Consider the following 22,385-nt stretch of genomic DNA (forward strand, 5'->3'; position numbering starts at 1 on the left):
TGACGCCCGCCACATCATCGTGGCACAAGGAGAGTCTATAAGCAATAGAAGATATTTTCACTTTTTAAATTTCTAGCGTGAAGTGCCAGGTCAAGGACTACCGGTGGCCTGGATCAGGCCAGAGGTGAGACCAACTGCCAGCTTCTGCCGTTCGGGAAGAGGTCCGCGGCCAGTTCCGACCTGGCCCACGACGCGACCTCGCCCGGTTGCAGAAGGTCGCCGGGCAGGTATCCGGACGTCGTGGAGGCGATGACGCGCAGGTCCGCGTTCACCAGAACGACAGGACTTCGGTCCCGGTCCCCCGTGAACAGGAAGCGCTCGAACCGATGCGCCAGAACATCGGCACCCGCGACGCCGGCGAAACCCCCCGCAGTGACCACCGGTACCGAGATCGTGACGGTGTAGCTGTAGGAGTCGATACCGCCGAAGTCGACGTACGGTCCGATGACGGCCGGAGTGCCGCAGGTCTGGGGTATGGAGAACCAGCCCCGGTTGGAGTAGTCGTAGAAGGAGACCTGTCCGGGGTTGACGCTGTGGCCGATGAACTCGAGGTCACCGTGGGCGTCGTAACCCCACCACTCCATCCAGTACGGGCTGTCCGTCAGATAGTCCACGGCGGTGGCCACGCCGATGCGATCCACCGCGTACTCGGGGTTCCGCAGACACCCCTGCAGACTCTCTCGGATTCCGCTGAGATCGGAGCGGGCGGGTCGACGCCCGTCCCGCTCGACGGCGTCGAGCAACTCGCGCATGTCGGAGCGCACACGCGTGAGGCTGTCCATCGTCACGCGCAGATAGTCGGTGATCTCTGCGGTCAGCCGATCCAGATCCGCAAGCTGCGCGGGCCGGCCGCCGTCCTCGTTCTTCACGTCGCCGCCAACGCGAGGTGCCGATCGACCAGAACGCGGGTTTCGCGCGCACAATGCTCCAGCGCATGGCGGTGCGCCGCGTCGGGATCACGGTCGCGGATGGCCTCCACGATCAACGCGTGCTCACGGATCGCATCGTGCGGATCCAGCGCATCGGTGTCCCACAGCAACGGGGCCACCTGCGCCTGCGCCTGGACGATCAACGTCGTCAGATGCGACGACTGCGCGGCGGCACCGAGTTCGATGTGGAAGCGGCTGTCCGCGCGGCGTCGAACGTCCGCACGAGTGGCCTCGGCAAAGTTCCGCGCGAGATCCTCGAGTCGATCGACGTCCTCGGGCAACGCGCGCAGGGCCGCAAGGCGGGTAGCCGCGCCGGTCAGTGCCCCCACTAAGTCCCCGAGGTCCCGCAACTTCTCTGCACTCGTCGTCCGAAGTTGTGCGTCCGCCCGTTCGCGGTCGGCGGTGCCGAAGTCGCGGACGTAGCTCCCGCCGCCCCGGCCTCGCCGGGTTTCGATCAGACCGCGGTCCCTCAGTACGGTCAGAGCCTGCCGCAATGTGACCGTCGAGACCTGAAGCTTGCCGGCCAGCTCGGCCTCGGTGGGTAGCCGTTCCCCGCCGGCCAGCAGGCCGACCGCGATCGTCATCTCCAGTTGATGCACGACGCCGTCGACCAACTTCGAGACGGAGTCGTCCCGCACTCGACCGAGATCGACAGAGAAGACGTCTTTCTCCACAGAATTCATATCCCCGCCAACGCACTTCAGGACGGATGAGAGTCTGACAAAGCCGGAGGGTGCGTCCGCCGAGGCTCCACCCCACGCTTAAACATCATAACTATACTTTATCTTCTCTCACCGTACCTGCTGCCCGGTTTTCGACCGGGCTCGCCCCACCCAATGGGACGCCCAGCTGCACAGGAAGTCGATTCGGCTGTGCGGCTGAGCGAGAATCGAGGGCAGTGATTTACACGGGGTATTCCGCGCAGCCCGGCTGCCGTCCTAGGCAGGGGCGTATTGGACATCGGCACAGTCTGACGAGGTCGTGGCTGGTGCGCTCAGAAGCGAGGCAGCCGGTGGTACTGGCCGTTGTCGCGCGGTGCGATCGAGTTGCAGGGCCCGTTGGTGCGGAAGTGCTGGGCCTCGGCGAGACGGTCGTGGGACGTATCGACCTGCACGGCCGGTACGTCCCACACTGCAAACTCGATGTCAGTTGACCTGACGTCCGTGTCCGTCCCAGTACGGGGAGCGCAGTTTGAACTTCTGCAGCTTCCCGGTCGCGGTGCGGGCCAACTCATCTCGGAACTCCACCGAGGTCGGTGCCTTGAACCCGGCCAGATGCTGCTTGCACCAGCCGATCAACTCCGCCTCCGTGCCGCTGTCGGACGGTGTGCCCGGGGTCAGGACCACCAGGGCCTTGATCGTCTCTCCCCACTTCTCGCTCGGCACCGCGATCACGGCCACCTCGGACACGGCCGGGTGGGAAAACAGGCAGTCCTCGACCTCGATCGAAGACACGTTCTCACCGCCGGTGATGATCACGTCCTTCTTCCGGTCGGCGATGGTCAGATACCCGTCCTCGCCGATCGCGCCACCGTCACCGGTGTGGAACCAGCCACCGGCCAGCGCCTTCTCGGTCTCCTCCGGTTTGTTCCAGTAGCCCTCCATCACCACGTTGGAGCGGGCCAGCACCTCCCCCGCACCCTCCTCGCCCTCCTCGATCTGCAGCCGGACACCGAGCGCCGGGGCGCCGGCCCGGATCAGTTTCGCCGCCCGGGCTTCGGGGTCGAGGTCGTCCCATTCGGCGCGGGCGCGGTTGACGGTCAGCAGCGGGGAGGTCTCGGTGAGACCGTAGATCTGGATGAACTCCCAACCAAGTTCCTCCTCGACCCGCACGACGGTCGTCGTCGGCGGCGGCGCAGCGGCCATGATGATCCGCACCCGGTCCCGGCCGGGAATCTCGCCCTCCCAGGTCTGTGCGGCCTCGAGGACCGCGGACGCGACCGCCGGCGCCCCACAGAGCACCGTGACCCCGTGGTCGCGGACCCGCCTCAGGATCTCGGCGCCGTCGACCTTGCGCAGGACGATGTGCCGGCCGCCGACGCCGGTCAGCGCGAACGGTTGACCCCAGCCGTTGCAATGGAACATCGGCAGCGTGTGCAGGTACACGTCCCGGTCACCGATCCCGGCGTGCAGCCCGAACGTGACCGCGTTGACCCAGATGTTGCGGTGGGTGATCTGCACACCCTTCGGGCGGGCGGTGGTCCCGGAGGTGTAGTTGAGGGTGGCGACGGCCGACTCGTCCGGCTCCCACGGCTGCGACACCGCCCCGGGAGCGGCGTACAGGTCGGTGTCCGACCCGAGGACGAACTTGTGCTCGCAGTCGACCTCCTCGAGCGCCTCCTCGAGTTCGGGATCGACGTAGAGGACGCGGGCACCGGAGTCCTCGACGATGTAACGGACCTCGTCGGGGCGCAGCCGGAAATTGACCGGCACCAGCACCCTCCCCGAACCGCTGACCCCGAAGAACGAGGTCATCAACCGGCTCGAGTTGTGGCTGACGATCGCGACCCGCTCACCGGCGCCGATGCCGAGTTCGTCGAGCTTGGCGGCTTGGCGGCGGGCCAGGTCGGCGATCTCGGCGTAGCTCAGCGACCCCTGGGACGCGGCGGGTTGGTCAGGTTCGTCGACCACACCGATCCGATCCCCGTACACGGTCTCCGCGCGGTCGAGAAAATCGTTGACACTGAACGGGACAAACACAACTCCTCCTACGTCGACTCGGACTCGGTGAGGGCGCTGCCGCGGGAGTCGGGCACGCCGACCACGCCGTGGACTTCGCGTCTTCTACATGCGTCCTCCTCACACGAGGTCATTACATCTTGGCCTGTGCCGAGGTGTGCGTCGAGATGCGAGTCGCACTCGCACCGGTGTGGATCACGTGGAAGACGGTTCCCGACGACCAGGTCTCGATCTCTACCGGCACGATCTGACCGTGCCGCAGACGCAGCTTCTCGGTCTGCAGGTGACGCGGCTGCTCGGGGTCGACCGCTACTCGTCGAGCTGGCGGTGACTGTGCCACAGCGTGAGTGAGCTATTGCCGACGATCGTGGTCTCGTCGTCGAAACCGGATTGCGGCAAAGTCGATGCGACGTCTGGGTTCCAAGATAATCAACGTGACGGATGTGGTCGAAGGGCCGAGCGGCTAACCAGTCAGCTGAATTCGCCTCGACGTTACATACTGTCAAATCGGTGCGGTCCCGGCGGTATCTTCGTCGCGAAGCCGCTATTGTCGAGACTTCTTCCCAGGTGGGTTCCGGGTCGGATCACGACTGCACGATCGCGGACGACTGCGGCTCCGCCGATCGCCTTCTCCAACAACGTCTCGAATCGGTTCACGTCCGGAAGATCTCGAAGCCAGACCGCCATCGCGAGGTTGTACTCACTCGAGATTGCTGCAGCGAGACGCACCTCGTGCATCTCGCCCAGACGTTGTGTGAGCAAGTGAATTGCGGACGCAGGTACCTGCAGGAAATACCAAGCACTGACGGGCCACCCCGTATACACCCGTGCCACATCGGTTCGAAGAATCAGGCGCCCCGAGTGGCGCAGCGTCGAGATCGCGTCGGCGACGGTCTGTGTACTGACGCCTGCTCTTTCAGCGATGTGCCCGGTAGAGGCCCGTCCGTCGTGGTACAGCTCCTCGAAGAGGATCTGAGCCAGGGTGTCCGACACCGAGCGCGCGGCACGTGCGCGAGGTGCACGGGCTACGGGGATTGATCGAATTTCCGCATCCGTCAGGATGTCCAACCTCCACGAGTCTCCCTGCAAGAGATACTCGGTGACCAAGTGCGTACGCACCCGGGTGATGACGTCACGCTGGTGCAGCCTGTCGAGCGTCAGTGCCGACAATGCGTGCATGTCCGATGTCCCGACAGCGGCGATGATGTCGCGCCGACCGGCGGTGTAGTCCAGCGTGAGGACCTCCGCTTCGGCTTCGAGCACTTCACCGGCCGCCCCCGCGCTTCCCGGTGCGCACTCGACTTCCACAATGGCACTGACCGGATACCGCCTCGGCACACCGGTCACCCAGGCGTGACCATCCGCCACGATCCGCGCCCACCGTCGCGCCAGGGCCACCGGGTCCGTCCGAAGAACGCGCCCCAGATCTGCCCAGGAAGCCCTCGGCTCCACCTGTAGTGCATGGATCAATCGGAGATCCGCATCCCTCTGACCCGAATCCTGATATCTGAAAGCCATCTTCTCGGCAATCCTGACAGTTAACCTAACCGAATTTTGCCAGTGTGAGCATACAACGTGTTCACAACACCGCGGCTCTTGGAGGATTAGATGCGCGTTGCACCGCGTTCCGGCGGACCGATCCGCGCCCGGTCATCTGCGGTTGTCGGGTTCCTGATTGTCATGGAGTTCGGCAGCGGATTGCTGCAAGGCTGGTATCCCCCGCTACTGACCAACATCGGCGATCTTCACGGCACGTCGGCTGCAAGCCTGAACTGGGTGTCGGCGATCTTCCTGCTGACGTCAGTGACGTGCGTCCCCATTGTCGCCAAACTCGGTGACGTATACGGGCACCGCAAGATGCTTGTCTTCGCCTGTTCCTCAGTTGCCCTGGGGTCCTTGTTCGTTGCCTTCGCACCATCGTTTCCGGTGCTGCTACTCGGCCGGGCGCTGCAGGCGCCGTTGATCGCATTCCTACCGCTCGAATTTACGATCATTCGGCACCGCTCGCCCGAGACGGCCGGACGCAGTATCGCGTATCTGATCGGAGCGCTGACCGGTGGCGCGATGATCGGAGGCCTTCTGTCGGGCTGGCTGATGAGTTGGATCGACAACGTGATGCTGGTACTTCTCGTCCCCGGCATCGTGATGGCGGCCTGCGTTCCCGTTGCGCACCTGCTCGTTCGTGAGACGTCAGTGAGAACGCAGCGTCGAGTCGACTGGGCCGGAGCAGCCCTGCTGTCGCTCGGGTTGCTTACCTTCCTGGGCGGAATCGCCAACGGCAACGCGTTCGGGTGGACCAATCCACTCATTCTGGGGCTCGCCACCGTCGGCTGTCTCATCCTCGCGATATGGGTGGCCGTCGAGCGACACGTCCGCGATCCGCTCGTGAACTTCCGTATCATGGCCGAGGGACGACTCGTACTACCGATGATCATTGCTGCGCTACTCGGAGCCCAACTCTTCGGCTCACAAGCTCCCAGTGCGCTGTTCCTGCGAGCTGACCCGGACACCTACGGGTACGGTCTCGGCGCCACTGCCGCGATGGCGGGCCTCGCTCTTTCGCTGAACACTTTCGGCGCGTTCATCGGCTCAACGCTCAGCGACCACATCGCCCGCCTCGTCACACCGAGACGGGCAGTGATTCTCGGCGCGTCAGTGTCGGCAACCGCATACGCGCTCATGGTCGTCGCCCCGTCGAGCCTTGTACTCTTCTCGACCTGGCTGTTCGTTCTCGGGCTCGGTACAGGCGTCCTGATCGGAACCGTCCCATCCATCGTGGTCGATCGAGCCCCCGAAGACTCCATTGGAATCGCATCCGGGATCTACAACAGTTCCCGCACCGCCGCGGGGGCGATCGCTGGAGCGGCTTTCGCACTGGTCATGTCGTCGATGCTCACCCCCGTGACCATCGACAACGCGCAGCAGGTAGTCACGTCATTTGAGGCATACCGGACCATCTGGGGAATATGCGGCCTCCTCTGCGTCCTCACGACCTCGTTCGCGCTGTTTCTCGACCGCCGCGCGAAGCAGACCGACAACTCGCGGCCATCCGTGGAAACCGTCCTCACCAAGTAGGCCTTCCGTACCGCGTGACAGCACAGTTTGGCAGCGTCCGGGATTTCCACCGCCTCCAGAGAGGCAGCTGAACATCACCGGATCCAACCCCGACAGAGAACCCGACAGAGAAGGAGAGTCCGAATGGACGACTTGACAACCATCGATACGATCATCGATTCGATTTCCCCTCGATACACAGCACTCAGCGATGCGGCGTGGGATGAGCCCGAACTGCGATGGCAGGAATTCACTGCGGTCGAGAATCAGATTGCGGTTGCCGAGGAAGAAGGGTTCACCATCACGCGGGACGTTGCCGCGATACCCACCGCTTTCATGGCCCAGAAGGGGCACGGAGATCCGATCATCGCAGTGCTCGGCGAATACGACGGGCTCGCTGAACTCAGCCAGGCATCGGGGATAGCCGAGCGCATACCGGACCCAGCCAATCTCTCGGGCAACGGTCAAGGCTGCGGACACCACCTACTAGGTGCAGGCTCCCTGCTCGCCGCCAGCGCGATCGCCCGGTATCTCGAAGAGAACAGCATCGCGGGAACTGTCAGATACTATGGCTGCCCTGCAGAAGAGGCCGCAGCCGGAAAATCGTTCATGGTCAAATCCGGCGCATTCGACGACGTCGACGCTGCACTGACCTGGCATCCGAACAACGCGATGACATCGACACAATGGCTTTCCCTCGCATACTGCCAGGCCTACTTCCGGTTCCGTGGAACCGCGGCGCACGCCGGCGTGTCACCCGAACTCGGACGCAGCGCTCTCGACGCACTCGAACTTTTCAACGTCGGCGTCAACTTCCTCCGCGAACACATGGCCGACAGTTCAAGAATCCACTACGCCATAGTCGATGGCGGCGGCAACTCGCCGAACGTCGTTCAACCGAGAGCCGCCGCCTACTACGTCATTCGTGCACGCACAGTCTCGGAAATGCGTGACCTCTATGAGAGGGTATGCCAGGTCGCGGAAGGTGCTGCAATCATGACCGGGACCAAGGTCTCGGTCGAGTTCGACGGCGGATCCTCGGAAATTCTCCCCAACGATGTGCTCGAAGCTGCGCTCCATCGGAACGTCGAAAAACTCGGCGGAGTGTCATTCGACGAGGTGGACCAGGAATCGGCAAGAAGGTTCACGCTCACCATCCCACAGAAAGATCTCGCCGAAACTCGAAAACGACTCGGAATGAGCAGATTCAATGACTCCAGTCTCTTCGCCGGAGTGCCACCGGTACCAACCCGCGAAGCTCGACCGCTCGTGCACGGCTCGACCGATGTGGGCGACGTCAGTTGGGTGACACCCACAGTCCAACTGACCGGTAGCAATTGGGCGATCGGCACCCCAATTCACTCGTGGCAATCCGTTGCGCAAGGCAAACTGCCTGCTGCCCATAAGGGCATGATCTACGCAGCGAAGGCAATCGCGGCAACCGCGCTCGACTTGTACACCGATCCGCAGCTGTTGAAAAGCGCCCGGCACGAGTTCGAAACCGTGGTCGCAGATACCCCCTATGACTGCCCAATTCCCGACGATGTCGTCGCCCCACCCGCCCGCGCCGCGAGGATCACGACAGATCCAGTCACTTGACAGCTAGTCGCCGCTACTGAGCAGACAGATACAAGCCGCCGACGAGGCACGCGGTGGTGTGCATACTCCTGCATGCACACCACCGGCCGCGGCAGGTGCTGCGACCTTTGTGCTCCGCTTACGTACCGGCTCGAAATCCTTCATCGGGTTCGGTCGCCGGCATCCCTGCCTCCGCAAGCGGCAGTCTCCGTCCGAGACCGATGGCGCAGCGTCTGCCCGCCTACTGCCGACGTGCCTGGAGCGAATGCAGATCGCGGGCCACCGGCCTGCCTGACCGGGAAAGCCTAGTCCCCGATTCGATCTCCCGTCTTCGGGTGGAACAGGTGCACCGCTCCGTCCCGCTTGCGCAGTGAGACGGTGTCGGCGAGCCGGGCGGGGGTGCGGGTCAGGGACCGGGCGACGAGTTGGGTTCCGTCCCCGGCAATGTGGGTGTGGACGTACGATTCGCTCCCGAGTTCCTCGACGAGGTCGACGATCACCTCGATGCCGCCGTCCCCGGTCGACAGTTCGAGCTGCTCGGGGCGCACGCCGACCGTCACGGTCTCCAGGCCTGCCGCGTGCAGGGTCGACAGCTGGTCGCGTTCGAGTGGGAGCGTGGAGTTTCCTAGCCGCACACCGCCGCTGACGATGGGCATGGTCATCAGGTTCATCGCGGGGGAACCGATGAAGCCGGCCACGAAGGCGTTGGTGGGCCGGTCGTACAGCTCGGTGGGTGCCGAGAACTGTTGCAGCTTACCGTTCTTGAGGACGGCCACCCGGTCGCCCATGGTCATGGCCTCGACCTGGTCGTGGGTGACGTAGACGGTGGTGGTGCCGAGCCGGCGCTGCAGTGCCGCGATCTGGGTGCGCGTCTGGACGCGCAGTTTGGCGTCGAGGTTGGACAGCGGCTCGTCCATGCAGAACACCTGCGGTTCGCGCACGATCGCGCGACCCATCGCGACGCGCTGACGCTGACCGCCGGACAGCTTGCCGGGCTTGCGGTCCAGGTAGTCGGTGAGGTCGAGGAGTTTGGCCGCCTCGGCCACCTTCTTCTTGCGTTCCTCGACGCCGACGCCGCGCATCTTCAGCGCGAAGCCCATGTTCTCGCCCACCGTCTTGTTCGGGTAGAGGGCGTAGTTCTGGAACACCATCGCGATGTCGCGGTCCTTCGACGGCACCCCCACCATGTCCTTGCCGTTGATGGTGATGGTGCCCTCGTCGATGTCCTCGAGGCCGGCGAGCATCCGCAGCGCCGTGCTCTTGCCGGAACCGGACGGCCCGACGAGGACGATGAACTCGCCGTCTTCGATCTCGAGGTCGAGCGTATCGACCGCCAGCGTGTCGGCGTTCTCGTAGATGCAGGATGCGCCCTTGTACGCGATGTCAGCCATGATTGCTCCTCTGGTGGGTACCGAAGTCGGGGGAAGTGGTTGCCGGGGTGATCATTTGATCGCGCCGAAGGACAGGCCGCGGACCAGTTTGTTCTGCGCGACCCAGCCGGCCAGGATGACCGGGAGCGCCGCCAGCGTCGCCGCCGCCGACAGCCGGGCCCAGTACAGACCCTCACCGGTGATGAATCCGACGAGGAACACCGGAATGGTCTGCGCCTGGACGGCGGTGAGGTTGACGGCGAAGAAGAATTCGTTCCACGAGAAGATCACGCAGATCAGCGCGGTGGCCGCGATGCCGGGTGACACGAGCGGAAGGATCACCTCACGCACCGACGTCCACAGGCTCGCCCCGTCCATGCTCGCGGCCTCCAGGAGTTCGCCCGGGACCTCGAGGAAGAACGACCGCATCATCCACACCGCGATGGGAAGGTTCATCGCCGTGTACAGGATGATCAGCGCCCAGATGTTGTCGAGCAGGCCGATGTCGTTGACGATCACGTACAGCGGGATGATCGCGGCGACGATCGGGAGCATCTTCGTGCTGATGAAGAAGAACAGGGCGTCCTTCGTCTTGCGGACCGGCCGCAGCGACAGCGCGAACGCCGCCGGGACACCGAGCACGAGCACGACGATCGTCGACATCGCGGTCGCGAACGCCGAATTCAGCAGTGCCGTGCCGATTCCGCTGTCGAGGACGGCCTTGAACTGGTCCAGCGTGGGCGTAAAGAACAGCTTCGGCGGAGTCGTGTAGGCGTCGCCCTCCTGCTTGAACGCGGTGAGGACCATCCACGCCACCGGGAAGAAGAACCCGAGGGCCACGATCCACGCGACCACACTCCACGGACTGAATTTGCGATGCTTGCGCGCCCGCTTCGTCTCCGGGGCGGCGGGAGCGGACTCCACCGGCGCCGCCGCAGTGTCGGTACTCATCACGCTGCCTCCTCGTTACCGGAAAAGCTCTTGAAGATCAGGCGCAACGCCAGGGTTGCGACGACGATCGTCGCGATCACGACGATGACGCCCATCGCCGCGGCCTGCCCGATGTCGAAACCGAGGAATGCGCGCTGGTAGATGTAGAAGGGAAGGTTGGCGCTGGCGGTGCCCGGCCCGCCCTGCGTCATCATGTAGATGGCGTCGAACGTGTTGATCAGGTAGATGGCGCCGAGCACCGCACCGAGTTCGATGAACCGGCGCAGGTGCGGGAGCGTCAGTTCGCGGAACATCGCGAACGGCTTGGCGCCGTCCACCCGTGCCGCCTCCAGGATGTCGCGGGGCATGGACTGCAGCCCGGCCAGGATCAGCAGCATCATGAACGGTGTCCACTGCCACACCAGGCTCACCATCACCGAGGCCAGCGGGAACTTGCTGACCCAGTCGACCTGCCCCACCCCGAACGGGGAGAGCACGAAGTTGACGATGCCGAACACCGGGTCGAACATCGTCGTCTTCCACAGCAGCGCACCGGCGACGGGCGTCACCAGGAACGGCGTGATGAGGAGGGTGCGCACGATGCCGCGGCCCAGGAACGCGCGGTCCAGCAGCAGTGCGAGCAGCAGGCCCAGCACCACCGAGATCAGTACGGTGCCGACGATGAGGATCACGGTGTTGACCGCGACCTCTCGGAACTGGCTGTCCTGGAACACGTCCGCGTAGTTCTGCAGCCCGACGAACTCGCGGGAACCCGGCCGCACCAGGTTCCACGACTGCGTCGAGTAGTACAGCGTGAACAGGAACGGGATCTGGGTCACCACGATCATGAAGATCAGTGCGGGCAGCAACGGCCCCCGGCGACGCCAGCCCTCGGCCCGGGAGACGCTGTCGTCCTTGGCCTCCCGCAGTTCACGCACCCGGTCGGAGGTGCTGCCCGCGGTGGGTTTCTCGGCGATGGTTGTCATCGTTCCTCCCGATAGGTCGCGCCGACCACCTCGGCGTACTGCTGTGCCTGGGCGAGCGCCTCGGGCACGGTCTGCTGGCCTGCGATCGCCGCGCTGATCTGCTGGCTGACGCGGGTTCCGAGATCCTGGAACTCGGGGATCGCCAGGAACTGCACGCCCGTGTACGGAACCGGTTGCACCGTAGGAGCTTCCGGGGTCGCGTTCTCGATCGCGTCGAGCGTCAGCGGTCCGTACGCCGCCGAGGCCTCCTTGTACTCGGGAATCTCGTAGGTCGAGAGCCTGCTCCCCGGAGGCACCCGCTCCCAGCCGAGATCTTCACCGACCGTGCGTATGTATTGCTTGTCTGTCATCCACGAAATGAACTTCCAGGCCGCATCGGGGTTCTCGCTGCTCTCGGGGATTCCGAGTGCCCAGCTGTACAGCCAGCCGGAGTTGTCCTTCACCTCGATGGGCGCGGGTGCATACCCGATCTTGCCGACGACGGCGCTCGACGACGGATCCTCGAGCGTGGAGACGGCGGACGTCGAGTCGTACCACATCGCCACCTGCCCCTGAGACAACTGCGTCGCGCACTCGCCGAAGCCGCTCGTCGCGGCGCCGGGTTCGCCGTACTCGCGCACCAGGTCGACGTAGAACTGGACCGCGCGTTCCACCTCGGGGCTGGTCAGCTGAGCGTTCCAGTCCTCGTCGAACCAGCGGCCACCGAACGTGTTGATGACGGTGTCGAGGGGTGCGAGCAGTTCACCCCAGCCGGGCTTGCCGCGCAGGCAGATGCCGGCCATGTCCTCGGAGTCGAGTTGCTTCGCCGCCGCGGCGACCTCCGCCCAGGTCGGCTTCTCCGACAGGGTGATTCCGGCCTGCTCGAACAGGTCCTTGCGGTACATCAGGAACGAGGACTCGCCGTAGAACGGCACCGAGTACATGCTCCCGTCGTAGGACAGCGACTCCCGCAGGGTGGGGATGAAGTCGGCCTCGTCGTAGCCCTCCGTCGCCTGGGCGTACTCCGACAGATTCTTCAGCCAGCCGTACTGCGCCCACTGCGGGGTCTCGTAGTTGCTGATCATCACGACGTCGAACTCCCCGCCGCCGGTTGCGGTGGACGCCGTGATCTTCGCACGCGCCTGGTTCTCCGACAGCGTCACGAACTTCAGGTCGATGTCGGGATTCTCCTCCTCGAACTGCGAGGCGAGTTTCTGGGCGTCCTGCATCTGCGAGTTGGAGACCATCGCGATGGTGATGGTCTGGTCCGAGGCGCCCAGCGATCCGGCGCCCGCACATCCGCTGAGAGCGAGGGAGAGCACCCCCGCGCCGGCTACCAGCATCGTCGCCGGTTTCCTGTGTTTCTTCACCGATCTTCACCTCTCTTGCGTGGTGCTACTGATCGAGCAGCCAACGCGCGCATTCGATGTCGCAGACCAGCATCTTGGCCAGTCCGCCGTGGAGGGCACCCAGTGCCGCTTGGTGTTTGGCGACGCCACCCGTGACGAGGATCGAGCCCCCGCACGCGCGGATGTCGTCGAGCGGAACGGACATGGCCCGTTCGTCCAGCGGTCCGCCGACCTCGGTTCCGTCGAGCCGGTAGAAGCGTCCGCCGACCTCGCCGACCGCACCGAGGCCGGTGAGCACGGACAGCATGTCCGTGTCGATGAAGCTGCCTTCGAACAGGGTGGTCGACGTCGAGACGGCGCCCGTGCCGAACATCATCATCTCCGCGGTCCGGCCCGCCTCGAGCGCCTTGGAGATGACCGAGTCGCCCCGCATGGATACCACAGTCGACGCGTCCGCGTACAGGGGAACGGGAAGCCGAACAGTGTTGGCCTGCAGCTGCTCTGCGCATCGACCGAGGACATATTCCGTTCCGGTCTGGTAGTTGATCGCACTCACCGCGCCGTCGAGCTGGACGACGGAGGCGCACGTGGCCGCGCCGGACGGCAGGCCCTGCGCGACGGCGACCGTCTCCGGCCCCCACGTGAATCCGAGGGTGTCGCCTTCCCGGATCCGGCGAACGAGCAGGGACGCGGCGGCGCGCCCGACGCCGGCGAAGCTGTTGTGGTCGTCGATCGATCCGGTGGCGTCGACGGAATCGGCGACCACCACCGCCTCGAGGAGTCCGAACTTCTCCTCGAGTGCGCGCTCCTCGTCCGAACGCAGTGCATCACGCAGATGCGCGGGGGCCTGCACCTCGATGCGCACCAGGCCCTGGGCGCGGGCTCGCGCCACCAGCCGGCCCGCGGTCGGGCGGGAGACGCCGAGGCGGGTCGCCACCTCGGCCTGGGTCATTCCGTCGAGGTAATACAGCGTTGCGGCACGCAACGCGAGGCGCAGATCCTCGGTGGTGGACGGCGGTGGTGCCGCGATGAGAGACGGCGTCGGGGCCGTCGGGATGGGGGACGTCACTGGTTCTCCTCGCCATGCTCCCGGGACCGTCGAGTGTGTTCTCGACGCCTCGGGAAACCGTGAGCAAATGATCACTATGCGTTCTTCTGCTCAATACGCTAGCATCGAAGTGTGACCCACACAACACTCCCTTCGGATATCCCCAGGACGATGCGTGCCAGCGTGCTCGTCGAGCCGGGCGTGATCGAGATCCGGGAACGCCCCGTGCCCACTCCCGGCCCGGGCGACGTGCTGGTCCGCGTCGCCTCGGTCGGCGTCTGCGGATCGGACGCCCACTACTACCGCGAGGGCCGGATCGGCGAGTTCGTGGTCGACCAGCCGATCGTGCTGGGACACGAGGCGTCGGGCACGGTCGTGGGCGTCGGCACCGGGGTCCCGGCGGCGCGGATCGGGCAGCGAGTCTCCATCGAACCGCAGCGCCCCGACCCGGACACCGACGAATCCCGGCGCGGGCTCTACAACCTGTGCCCGCACATGCAGTTCTATGCCACCCCGCCGATCGACGGCGCGCTGGCCGAGTACGTGACCATCGGCTCGGCCTTCGCCCATCCGGTTCCCGACGAGATGTCCGAGGACGCGGCCGCACTGTGCGAACCGCTGTCCGTGGCCATCGCCACCACCCGCAAGGCCGGCGTCACGGCGGGTTCCCGGGTGCTGATCGCGGGCGCGGGGCCGATCGGCATCGCGACGACGCAGACCGCCCTCGCGTTCGGTGCCACCGAGGTCATCGTCTCGGATCTGGATCCGCAGCGACGCGACGTCGCAACGAAATTCGGCGCCACCGCGGTGCTCGACCCGCGCGAGCAGGACGTCGCGGGACTGCACGTGGATGCGTTCGTCGATGCTTCCGGCGCCCCGAGCGCGGTCCTGGCCGGCATCCGGGCGGTCCGGCCCGCGGGAACCGTCGTGTTGGTGGGCATGGGCGCCCCCGAGATGACGCTGCCCGTCCAGACCATCCAGAATCGAGAGTTGGTGCTGACCGGGGTGTTCCGCTACGCCAACACCTGGCCGACGGCGATCGCACTCGCGCGGTCCGGGCGGGTCGACCTCGATTCGATGGTCACCGGAAGATTTCCGCTCGCCGAAGCGGAGCAAGCACTGAACGCAGACCGGGCGCCGGGCAGCCTCAAGGCTGTCGTACGCGTCCAGGAATGAGGAGAGACCGATGCAACTGAGCGCGCAGGCACTGCCGCACCTCGACGACACCGTGCAGGTGCCGAATTACGATCGCGACGACATCACTGTGGGCATAGTGCATTTCGGTGTCGGCGGATTCCACCGGGCACACCAGGCGATGTACGTCGACCGCCTGCTGCGGCGCGGTCAGGCGCGCGACTGGGGCATCTGCGGGGTCGGCGTCCTGCCCGGCGACCGGCGCATGAAGGACGTCCTCGACGCACAGGACGGCCTGTACACGCTGGCGCTGCGTCATCCCGACGGCACCTGGGACGTCAGCGTCATCGGTTCCATCGTGGACTACCTCCTCGCCCCCGACGACCCCGAGGCGGTCATCGAGAAGATCGCCGCGGAGACCACCCGGATCGTCTCGCTGACGATCACGGAGGGCGGCTACAACTTCACCCACGACACGGGCGAGTTCGACGCCGAGAACCCCGACGTCGTGCACGATCTCACGGACGGCGCCGTCCCGCGGACCACGTTCGGACTCGTCGTCGAGGCCCTGTCCCGGCGTCGCGCGCGCGGGGTGCCGTCGCCGACCGTCATGTCCTGCGACAACATTCAGGGCAACGGCGACGTGGCGCGCCGGATGTTCCTGGCGTACGCGGAATTGAAGGACCCGGACCTCGCCGAGTGGATTCGCGCCGAGACGTCGTTCCCCAATTCCATGGTCGACCGCATCACGCCGGTGACCACCCCCCAGGTGACGGACGCGTTGTCGTCGCGCTTCGGCGTCGACGACCGGTGGCCCGTCGCGGCGGAACCGTTCACGTCGTGGGTGCTCGAGGACGCGTTCCCGCTCGGCCGCCCCGCGTTCGAGGACGTCGGCGTGCAGGTGGTCGACGACGTCGAACCGTACGAACTGATGAAGCTGCGCCTGCTCAACGCCAGCCACCAGGGCCTGTGCTATTTCGGATACCTCTCCGGGTACCGGCTTGTGCATGACGTCGCGCAAGATCCCCTCTTCGCCGATTTCTTGCTGGCCTACATGGACGACGAGGCCACACCCACCCTGGCACCGGTACCCGGGGTCGACCTCGACGAGTACAAACGCACGCTCATCGAGCGCTTCTCCAATCCCGAGATCCGCGACACCGTCGCCCGCTTGTGCGCCGAGTCGTCCGACCGCATCCCGAAATGGCTGCTGCCGGTGATCCGCGAGAATCTGATCGCCGACCGGCCCGTCCGCCTGTCGGCCGCGATCGTGGCGAGCTGGGCCCGGTACGCCGAGGGCGTCGACGAGGACGGCGACACCATCGACGTCGTCGACCAGTTGAAGGACTCCCTCGTGCCGATCGCACGCAGCCAGCGCGAGAACCGCACGGCGTTCATCGAGAACCGCTCCGTCTTCGGCGATCTCGCCGACAACCCGCGTTTCGTCACCGCGTATCTCTGGGCGCTGGACTCACTGCACGCTGCCGGCGCACGGAAGACACTCGAGGCCCTGCGTGAGAAGGTGCAGTCATGAGTCTGATCATCGGTGAAGCCCTCGTCGACATCGTCACCGCGAGCGACGGCACCACCACCGAATACGTCGGTGGCAGCCCGCTCAACGTCGCGGTCGGTCTCGGCAGGCTCGGGCGTCCGGTCGAATTCGTCACCCGGATCGGCGACGACACCCGGGGCGCTGCGATCGTCCGGCACCTCGAGCAGTCGGGGGTGAGCCTCGCGGCGGGCAGCGTCACCGCGCACCGCACGGCGACCGCGCACGCCACCCTCGACGCCGCCGGATCCGCCACCTACGAGTTCGACCTCGAGTGGGATCTCCCCTCTCCCAGCGGTGCGTCGGCCCCGCCGCTCGTGCACACCGGTTCCATTGCCGCCGTGCTGGAACCCGGCTGCGACGTCGTGGCAAACATGCTCGATCGCCGCCGCTCCTCGGCGACGATCAGCTACGACCCCAACGTGCGACCGGTGCTGATCACCGACCGGGCCCGCGCCCGGCAGCGGATCGAGCACCTCGTGTCGATCTCCGACATCGTCAAGGTCAGCGACGAAGACCTGCGCTGGTACGACCCCGACCGGGATCCGGTCGACATCGCCCGCGAGTGGCTGTCGCGCGGTCCGGCGATGGTCGCGGTGACGAAGGGCGCCGAGGGCGCCTTCGCGGTCTGCGCGGCCGGACTCGTCGAGGTCGCAGCCCGGAACGTCGAGGTGGTCGACACCGTCGGGGCCGGCGACGCGTTCATGGCCGGACTCCTCGACGGATTCTGGTCGCACGGCTTCCTCGGCGCGGAGAGCCGCGCCGCCCTCCGCGCGATCGGTCCGGACGAACTGCGGAACGTGCTCGACAACGCCGTGCTGATGTCGGGTCTCACGGTCGCGCGCGCCGGGGCGGACCTCCCCACCCGTGACACGCTGGACCGCGCGGCGGGTGTCCGGCAATGACCCTCGTCGCGGGCATCGATTCGTCCACCCAGTCGTGCAAGGTGATCGTCTGCGACGCCGCGACCGGTGACCTCGTCCGGGAGGGCAGGGCGTCGCATCCGGACGGCACCGAGGTCGATCCGCAGGCGTGGGCGGAGGCGCTCGACAGCGCCGTCGCCGCCGCCGGTGGACTCGACGACGTCGCGGCGGTGTCGGTCGGAGCGCAACAGCACGGCATGGTGTGCCTCGACGACACCGGGACGGTCGTGCGTCCGGCGTTGCTGTGGAACGACACTCGCTCCGCAGGCGCCGCCGAACAACTGGTGGAGGACCTCGGCGGTCCGGACGCGTGGGCCGACGCCGTGGGTGTCGTGCCCCTCGCGGCGATCACCGTCAGCAAGCTGCGCTGGCTCGCCGATTCCGAACCGGCGAACGCCGACCGGACGTCCGCGGTGTGCCTGCCCCACGACTGGCTCGCCTGGCAGCTCACCGGCCGATCCGACCTCGGCACCCTGACCACCGACCGCGGCGACGCCAGCGGCACCGGATACTTCTCCGCCGCAACGGATTCCTACCGCCCCGACCTGCTGTCGCTGGCACTGCGGGGGCGCACGGCCGCAGTGCCGCGCGTCGCCGGACCCGCCGAGCGGATCGGAGAGACCCGCTGGGGTGCCGCCGTCGGACCGGGTACCGGGGACAACGCCGCCGCCGCCCTTGCTCTCGACGCCCGGGAAGGCGACGTCGTCGTCTCCGTGGGAACGTCGGGTGTCGTGTCCGCGGTGTCCGTGACACCGGCGAACGATCCGGGCGGTTTCGTCGCCGGATTCGCCGACGCCACAGGACGCCAGCTGCCGCTCGTGTGCACGCTGAACGCCGCCCGGGTCCTCGACGCGACCGCCTCGCTGCTGGGGGTCGATCACGACGAGCTGTCGCGGCTGGCGCTGTCGGCGCCGTCCGGCAGCGGCGGCCTGGTGATGGTGCCGTACTTCGAGGGCGAACGCACCCCCAACCGTCCCGACGCCACCGGCTCCGTTCACGGTCTGCGGCTGGCGAATTCGACGCCCGCCCACCTCGCCCGCGCGGCCGTCGAGGGGCTGCTGTGCGGCCTGGCGGAAGGCATCGACCACCTGATCGCCCAGGGCGTCACGGTGCGTCGCATTCTCCTCGTCGGCGGCGGCGCCCGCTCACAGGCGCTGTGCAAACTCGCGCCCGCCATCTTCGGGGCGCCGGTCCTCGTGCCCCGTCCGGCGGAATACGTCGCGATCGGCGCGTGCCGTCAGGCGGCCTGGACCCTGGCGGGGACCCCGGAGCCGCCGCAGTGGAGCCAGACGTCCACCCGGCGCTTCGAGGCCGACCCGGCACCCGACGTCCGCGAGCGGTACGCGGAGGCCAGGGGATAGGCGCTTCGCGCCTGTGCGTGGTTGACGAGTCTCTGGACTCTCTAACCACGCACGGGGCGGCTACGCCACCTTGACCAGCATCTTCCCGACGTTCGCGCCGCGCATGAGCTGCAGGAACGCGTCGACCGAGTTCTCGATTCCGTCGACGACGGTCTCGTCGTGCACCACGTCGCCGGACGCGAGCCACGGTCCCATCTTGGCGGCGAACTCGGGGAACACGTGGGTGTAGTTGCCGAGGGTGAAGCCCTCGAGGGTGAGCCCGCGGCTGATGATGTTCACCATGTTGTCGGGGCCGGGCGTGCGCTCGGTGGCGTTGTACGCCGCGATCGCGCCGCACAGTGCGGCCCGCCCACCGGGCCGCATGACGTCGAGGGCTGCCTCGAGGTGGTCGCCGCCGACGTTGTCGAAGTAGACGTCGATGCCGTCACCCGCGAGTCCGCGGAGCTGCTCGCGCACCGGCGCCTGCTTGTAGTCGAAGGCGGCGTCGTATCCGTAACGGTCGGTCAGCAGCGCGACCTTCTCCGCGGACCCGGCGGATCCGATGACGCGGGACGCGCCCTCGAGTCGCGCGATCTGCCCGGCGGCGGTCCCCACCGCTCCCGCGGCTCCGGAGATGAACACGGCGTCGCCGGCCTTCAGGTGGGCGATGTGCACGAGGCCGACGTAAGCGGTGAGCCCGGTCAGGCCGAGAATCCCCAGATACGCCGAGATCGGCACTCCCGGAATCTCTTCGACCACGCGGAACGCCGAGGCGTCGCCCTGCGCGACGTCGCGCCACCCGAGGTCGTGGACGACCACCGAGCCGACCGGATGGGTGGCGGCGGTGGATTCGACGACGCGACCGACGGCGCCGCCGGTCATCGTCTCGCCCAGCACGAACGGCGGGATGTACGACTTCACGTCGTTCATCCGGCCGCGCATGTAGGGATCGACGGATACGAACTCGTTGTGCACGCGCACCTGCTCGGGCTCGAGCGCGGGCAGTTCGACGGTGGCGGTGTGGAAGTCGTCCTGGGTGGGCCAGCCCACCGGCCGATTGATCAGCTGGATCTGGGTGCTCGGCGTCATGGTGTTCCTTTCGATACTTCTGCGGTCACAGCGCCAGTCCGAGCGCGAGGAGGATTACGGTGAGCAGCGGCAGCGTCCCCTGCGTGATCGCCGCGCGAGCCTTGTCGGGCGACGACAGCAGGAGCACGAGCGCCGCGAGCAGCATGGAGCCCGCGCCGGCGAACACGAGGGCCGAACCGACGGCGGTGGCGCCGATGGCGACGGCGACGATGCCGACTGCCGTCACGATCGCCAGGAAGAGGTTGTAGAAGCCCTGGTTGAAGGCAAGCTCCCGGGTGGCGGCGGCCTCGTCGGCGCTGGTTCCGAACGTCGCGCGGGTGCGCGGAGCGGTCCAGAGGACGGATTCGAGCACGAAGATGTACACGTGCAGCGCACTGGCGAGTGCGGCAAGAACAAGACCCGCGGCAACCATACGAAACTCCTCCTCGTTCTGAACTGACCATTTCAATATATACTGAAATGGTCGTTTCACAACCACGAGTGAGGATCGTCATGCCGCGCACGCAGGACTTCGACACGGCCGAAGTGGTCGGCCGGGCCCGCGACCTGTTCTGGGACAAGGGCTTCGAAGCCACCTCGATACCCGACCTGGAGCGCGTCACCGGTTTGAACAGGTCGAGCCTGTACAACGCGTTCACCAGCAAACGCGGACTCTTCGACGCCGCCGTCCACGACTACCTGGACCGGGTGGTGCGCCCCCGGCTGCGCATCCTGACCGACGAGCCGACCCGCCCCGACGCCGCCGCGCACTACTACCGCAGCCTCGCCGGCGCCCTCGCCGCCCTCCCCGACGACGCCCCCGGTCGCGGCTGCCTGCTCCTCAACAGTGCCGCCGGTTTCGCCGCACACGACGACGCGCAACGGTCCGTCGTCGAGAGCTACCAGCGTGAACTGTCCGGGGCGCTCACCCACGCACTCCGCGCCCACGACCCCGACGCCTCGGCCGCCACCCTGCAGCACCGGGCCCGGCTCCTCACATCACTGTCCGTCAGCGCCCTCCTGCTGTCGCGGGTCGACCGCGACGAGGCCGTCGCGGTCGCGAACACCGCCGTCGAGCAGCTGGAGGAGTGGAGCCCCTCCCGTACGTGAGTGGCAAAGAGCGCCCCGGCACGCATTGCCACTCACCTGGGGGTCAGGCGGTGGTCACCCAGTCGGCCATCACGTCCGCGAGCGCTTCCGCGCCCCGATTGCAGTCGTCGGCCTCGGCGAACTCGTCGGGCGAGTGGGACACACCGGTCGGGTTGCGGACGAACATCATCGCGGTGGGCACCTTAGCCGACAGGATCCCCGCGTCGTGGCCGGCCGCGGTGGGGAGGACGGGGATGTCGCCGAGGTGAGCGAGGGAGCGGCGCAGTCGCTCCCGGGTGTCGTGCGGGAACTCGACGATCGGTGTGACCGATTCAGCGTCGACGTCGAGACCGATGCCGTCGGCGGCCGCGTAGGCCTGGGCCTCGGCGGTGATCTGCTGCACCAGTTTCGTCAGCGTCTCCTCGTCGGCGGCCCGGGCGTCGAGCCACGCCCGCACCTCGGACGGAATGGCATTGGCACCGTTGGGAAGTACCCGCACCTTGCCGAACGTGGCGACCGCCTCGTGCAGCGCCGCGGCGGACCGTGCGGTGTGGACCGAGGCCGCGAACGCGAGCATCGGGTCGCGGCGGTCGACGAGCCGGGTGGCGCCTGCATGGTTGGCCTCCCCCGAGAACACGAACTGCCACCGGCCGTGCGGCCAGATCGACGAGGCCACGGCGATGGGGCTGTCGATCAGGTCCAGAGCGCGCCCCTGCTCGACGTGCAGTTCGACGTACACGCCGACGCGGTCGACGAGGTCGGGGTCCTCGCCGAGATGGTGCGGGTCGCGGCCGGCGGAGATCAGCGCCTCGCCGAGGCTGATGCCGTCGTTGTCCCGCAGCGCCAGGGCACGGGCGGGTGCCACCGCCCCGGTCGACAGCTGTGAACCGACGCAGGCGACACCGAACCGGGCGCCCTCCTCGTCGGAGAACGCGGTGACCGCCACCGGACGCGTCGGCACGATCCCCCGTTCTCGCACGAGGTCGATCGCCGCGAACGCCGACACGACCCCGAGAGGTCCGTCGTAGGCGCCGCCGTCGGGCACGGAGTCGAGATGCGACCCGGTGACGAACGCGTCGCGGGGATCACCCGACCACCCCTCGGGCATCCACCAGGCCCAGAGGTTGCCGTTGCGGTCTTCCTCGACGCTCATCCCCCGCTGCCGGGCGCAGTCGCCGAACCATTCGCGCAGCGTCATGTCGGCGTCGTTCCACGCGAAGCGGCGGTAACCGCGCGTCGACTTGTGCTGTCCCACGTCGAGAATGGTCGCCCACAGCGAATCGAACGAAGTCATGTATTGGGTCCTCTACTCGTAGTTCGGGTGCTTCGCGCCCGTGCGTGCTCAACGAGTCCCTGGACTCCTTACGCACGCACGGGTGGC

At 66.7% G+C, this 22,385-nt stretch carries 21 protein-coding genes; 8 read left to right on the forward strand and 13 right to left on the reverse strand.

Annotated features, from left to right (window positions below; all coding sequences use genetic code 11):
* Positions 1-113: 113 nt before the first annotated feature.
* The 4 genes from I1A62_RS21100 to I1A62_RS21115 all read right to left on the reverse strand — a co-directional run bounded on the left by I1A62_RS21100 (position 114) and on the right by I1A62_RS21115 (position 3,628).
* Positions 114-869 (reverse strand): hypothetical protein, encoded by a 756-nt coding sequence (locus tag I1A62_RS21100; protein WP_124393399.1) that lies wholly within the window; start codon positions 867-869, stop codon positions 114-116.
* Positions 866-1,612 (reverse strand): FadR/GntR family transcriptional regulator, encoded by a 747-nt coding sequence (locus tag I1A62_RS21105; protein WP_124393400.1) that lies wholly within the window; start codon positions 1,610-1,612, stop codon positions 866-868. The genes I1A62_RS21100 and I1A62_RS21105 overlap by 4 nt, the downstream gene beginning before the upstream one ends.
* A 311-nt stretch (positions 1,613-1,923) precedes the next feature.
* Positions 1,924-2,061: a hypothetical protein gene (locus tag I1A62_RS21110; RefSeq protein ID WP_219459663.1), complete on the reverse strand. Its 138-nt coding sequence runs from the start codon at positions 2,059-2,061 to the stop codon at positions 1,924-1,926.
* Between the two features lie 13 nt (positions 2,062-2,074).
* A complete protein-coding gene (locus tag I1A62_RS21115) occupies positions 2,075-3,628 on the reverse strand; it encodes an AMP-binding protein (RefSeq protein ID WP_219459664.1) in 1,554 nt (517 codons plus the stop codon).
* A 169-nt stretch (positions 3,629-3,797) separates the two neighbouring features.
* On the opposite strand from I1A62_RS21115, the gene I1A62_RS21120 reads away from it, so the two are divergent.
* A complete protein-coding gene (locus I1A62_RS21120; RefSeq protein WP_192581984.1) occupies positions 3,798-3,938 on the forward strand; it encodes a hypothetical protein in 141 nt (46 codons plus the stop codon).
* A 161-nt stretch (positions 3,939-4,099) separates the two neighbouring features.
* Here I1A62_RS21120 and I1A62_RS21125 read toward each other — a convergent pair whose 3' ends face one another.
* Entirely contained in the window at positions 4,100-5,005 is a 906-nt protein-coding gene (locus I1A62_RS21125) for an Lrp/AsnC family transcriptional regulator (protein ID WP_257890855.1), read from the reverse strand.
* Positions 5,006-5,215: 210 nt separating this feature from the next.
* Between I1A62_RS21125 and I1A62_RS21130 the strand changes: the two genes are divergently transcribed.
* Entirely contained in the window at positions 5,216-6,682 is a 1,467-nt protein-coding gene (locus I1A62_RS21130) for an MFS transporter (RefSeq protein ID WP_219459666.1), read from the forward strand.
* Positions 6,683-6,805: 123 nt separating this feature from the next.
* Positions 6,806-8,260: an amidohydrolase gene (locus tag I1A62_RS21135; RefSeq protein ID WP_219459667.1), complete on the forward strand. Its 1,455-nt coding sequence runs from the start codon at positions 6,806-6,808 to the stop codon at positions 8,258-8,260.
* A gap of 284 nt (positions 8,261-8,544) precedes the next feature.
* On the opposite strand, the gene I1A62_RS21140 is transcribed toward I1A62_RS21135, so the two are convergent.
* Genes I1A62_RS21140 through I1A62_RS21160 form a run of 5 tightly spaced genes read right to left on the reverse strand, consistent with a single transcriptional unit; the run spans position 8,545 to position 13,922 of the window.
* Positions 8,545-9,630, reverse strand: a complete 1,086-nt coding sequence (locus I1A62_RS21140) for an ABC transporter ATP-binding protein (protein WP_219459668.1) — start codon at positions 9,628-9,630, stop codon at positions 8,545-8,547.
* Between the two features lie 51 nt (positions 9,631-9,681).
* Positions 9,682-10,560 (reverse strand): carbohydrate ABC transporter permease, encoded by an 879-nt coding sequence (locus tag I1A62_RS21145; RefSeq protein WP_124393969.1) that lies wholly within the window; start codon positions 10,558-10,560, stop codon positions 9,682-9,684.
* A complete protein-coding gene (locus I1A62_RS21150) occupies positions 10,560-11,525 on the reverse strand; it encodes a carbohydrate ABC transporter permease (protein WP_124393970.1) in 966 nt (321 codons plus the stop codon). The genes I1A62_RS21145 and I1A62_RS21150 overlap by 1 nt, the downstream gene beginning before the upstream one ends.
* Positions 11,522-12,847 carry a sugar ABC transporter substrate-binding protein gene (locus I1A62_RS21155; RefSeq protein ID WP_219461304.1) on the reverse strand — a complete coding sequence of 442 codons (1,326 nt, stop codon included), beginning with the start codon at positions 12,845-12,847 and terminating at the stop codon, positions 11,522-11,524. The genes I1A62_RS21150 and I1A62_RS21155 overlap by 4 nt, the downstream gene beginning before the upstream one ends.
* 52 nt (positions 12,848-12,899) lie before the next feature.
* Positions 12,900-13,922, reverse strand: coding sequence for a sugar-binding transcriptional regulator (locus I1A62_RS21160; RefSeq protein ID WP_124393971.1), 1,023 nt, complete (start codon positions 13,920-13,922; stop codon positions 12,900-12,902).
* 150 nt (positions 13,923-14,072) lie between these two features.
* Here I1A62_RS21160 and I1A62_RS21165 point away from each other — a divergent pair, with 150 nt between their 5' ends.
* From I1A62_RS21165 to xylB, 4 genes are read left to right on the forward strand one after another with little or no spacing between them, the layout of a single operon-like run.
* The gene (locus I1A62_RS21165) at positions 14,073-15,077 is read left to right on the forward strand and encodes an NAD(P)-dependent alcohol dehydrogenase (protein WP_219459669.1); all 1,005 of its coding nucleotides are present in this window, start codon (positions 14,073-14,075) and stop codon (positions 15,075-15,077) included.
* A 10-nt stretch (positions 15,078-15,087) separates the two neighbouring features.
* Complete coding sequence (locus I1A62_RS21170; RefSeq protein WP_219459670.1) at positions 15,088-16,569, forward strand: mannitol dehydrogenase family protein; 1,482 nt, start codon at positions 15,088-15,090, stop codon at positions 16,567-16,569.
* A complete protein-coding gene (locus I1A62_RS21175; RefSeq protein WP_124393974.1) occupies positions 16,566-17,489 on the forward strand; it encodes a carbohydrate kinase in 924 nt (307 codons plus the stop codon). Before I1A62_RS21170 ends, I1A62_RS21175 begins: the two co-directional genes overlap by 4 nt.
* A complete protein-coding gene (xylB, locus tag I1A62_RS21180; RefSeq protein ID WP_124393975.1) occupies positions 17,486-18,868 on the forward strand; it encodes a xylulokinase in 1,383 nt (460 codons plus the stop codon). The genes I1A62_RS21175 and xylB overlap by 4 nt, the downstream gene beginning before the upstream one ends.
* A 60-nt stretch (positions 18,869-18,928) precedes the next feature.
* Here xylB and I1A62_RS21185 read toward each other — a convergent pair whose 3' ends face one another.
* Together I1A62_RS21185 and I1A62_RS21190 are read right to left on the reverse strand one after the other, a co-directional pair.
* Complete coding sequence (locus tag I1A62_RS21185) at positions 18,929-19,936, reverse strand: NADP-dependent oxidoreductase (protein WP_124393976.1); 1,008 nt, start codon at positions 19,934-19,936, stop codon at positions 18,929-18,931.
* Positions 19,937-19,961: 25 nt separating this feature from the next.
* The gene (locus I1A62_RS21190; protein WP_219459671.1) at positions 19,962-20,348 is read right to left on the reverse strand and encodes a DUF1304 domain-containing protein; all 387 of its coding nucleotides are present in this window, start codon (positions 20,346-20,348) and stop codon (positions 19,962-19,964) included.
* 80 nt (positions 20,349-20,428) lie between these two features.
* Here I1A62_RS21190 and I1A62_RS21195 point away from each other — a divergent pair, with 80 nt between their 5' ends.
* Positions 20,429-21,025 (forward strand): TetR/AcrR family transcriptional regulator, encoded by a 597-nt coding sequence (locus tag I1A62_RS21195; RefSeq protein WP_219459672.1) that lies wholly within the window; start codon positions 20,429-20,431, stop codon positions 21,023-21,025.
* A 43-nt stretch (positions 21,026-21,068) separates the two neighbouring features.
* Here the strand turns inward: I1A62_RS21195 and I1A62_RS21200 are convergent, their stop codons facing one another.
* The gene (locus I1A62_RS21200; RefSeq protein WP_219459673.1) at positions 21,069-22,298 is read right to left on the reverse strand and encodes an allantoate amidohydrolase; all 1,230 of its coding nucleotides are present in this window, start codon (positions 22,296-22,298) and stop codon (positions 21,069-21,071) included.
* Positions 22,299-22,385 lie beyond the last annotated feature (87 nt).

This window comes from Rhodococcus sp. USK10, assembly GCF_019378875.1.
Classification (GTDB): Bacteria; Actinomycetota; Actinomycetes; order Mycobacteriales; family Mycobacteriaceae; genus Rhodococcus_F; species Rhodococcus_F pseudokoreensis.

What these genes read in the sequence shown, in the direction of transcription:
- xylB (WP_124393975.1), top strand. Translation starts at nt 17,486, where the DNA reads ATGACCCTCGTCGCGGGCATCGATTCGTCCACCCAGTCGTGCAAGGTG.
- I1A62_RS21165 (WP_219459669.1), top strand. Translation starts at nt 14,073, where the DNA reads ATGCGTGCCAGCGTGCTCGTCGAGCCGGGCGTGATCGAGATCCGGGAA.
- I1A62_RS21190 (WP_219459671.1), bottom strand. Translation starts at nt 20,348, where the DNA reads ATGGTTGCCGCGGGTCTTGTTCTTGCCGCACTCGCCAGTGCGCTGCAC.
- I1A62_RS21175 (WP_124393974.1), top strand. Translation starts at nt 16,566, where the DNA reads ATGAGTCTGATCATCGGTGAAGCCCTCGTCGACATCGTCACCGCGAGC.
- I1A62_RS21200 (WP_219459673.1), bottom strand. Translation starts at nt 22,298, where the DNA reads ATGACTTCGTTCGATTCGCTGTGGGCGACCATTCTCGACGTGGGACAG.
- I1A62_RS21150 (WP_124393970.1), bottom strand. Translation starts at nt 11,525, where the DNA reads ATGACAACCATCGCCGAGAAACCCACCGCGGGCAGCACCTCCGACCGG.
- I1A62_RS21155 (WP_219461304.1), bottom strand. Translation starts at nt 12,847, where the DNA reads ATGCTGGTAGCCGGCGCGGGGGTGCTCTCCCTCGCTCTCAGCGGATGT.
- I1A62_RS21185 (WP_124393976.1), bottom strand. Translation starts at nt 19,936, where the DNA reads ATGACGCCGAGCACCCAGATCCAGCTGATCAATCGGCCGGTGGGCTGG.
- I1A62_RS21195 (WP_219459672.1), top strand. Translation starts at nt 20,429, where the DNA reads ATGCCGCGCACGCAGGACTTCGACACGGCCGAAGTGGTCGGCCGGGCC.
- I1A62_RS21135 (WP_219459667.1), top strand. Translation starts at nt 6,806, where the DNA reads ATGGACGACTTGACAACCATCGATACGATCATCGATTCGATTTCCCCT.
- I1A62_RS21105 (WP_124393400.1), bottom strand. Translation starts at nt 1,612, where the DNA reads ATGAATTCTGTGGAGAAAGACGTCTTCTCTGTCGATCTCGGTCGAGTG.
- I1A62_RS21130 (WP_219459666.1), top strand. Translation starts at nt 5,216, where the DNA reads ATGCGCGTTGCACCGCGTTCCGGCGGACCGATCCGCGCCCGGTCATCT.
- I1A62_RS21145 (WP_124393969.1), bottom strand. Translation starts at nt 10,560, where the DNA reads ATGAGTACCGACACTGCGGCGGCGCCGGTGGAGTCCGCTCCCGCCGCC.
- I1A62_RS21140 (WP_219459668.1), bottom strand. Translation starts at nt 9,630, where the DNA reads ATGGCTGACATCGCGTACAAGGGCGCATCCTGCATCTACGAGAACGCC.
- I1A62_RS21170 (WP_219459670.1), top strand. Translation starts at nt 15,088, where the DNA reads ATGCAACTGAGCGCGCAGGCACTGCCGCACCTCGACGACACCGTGCAG.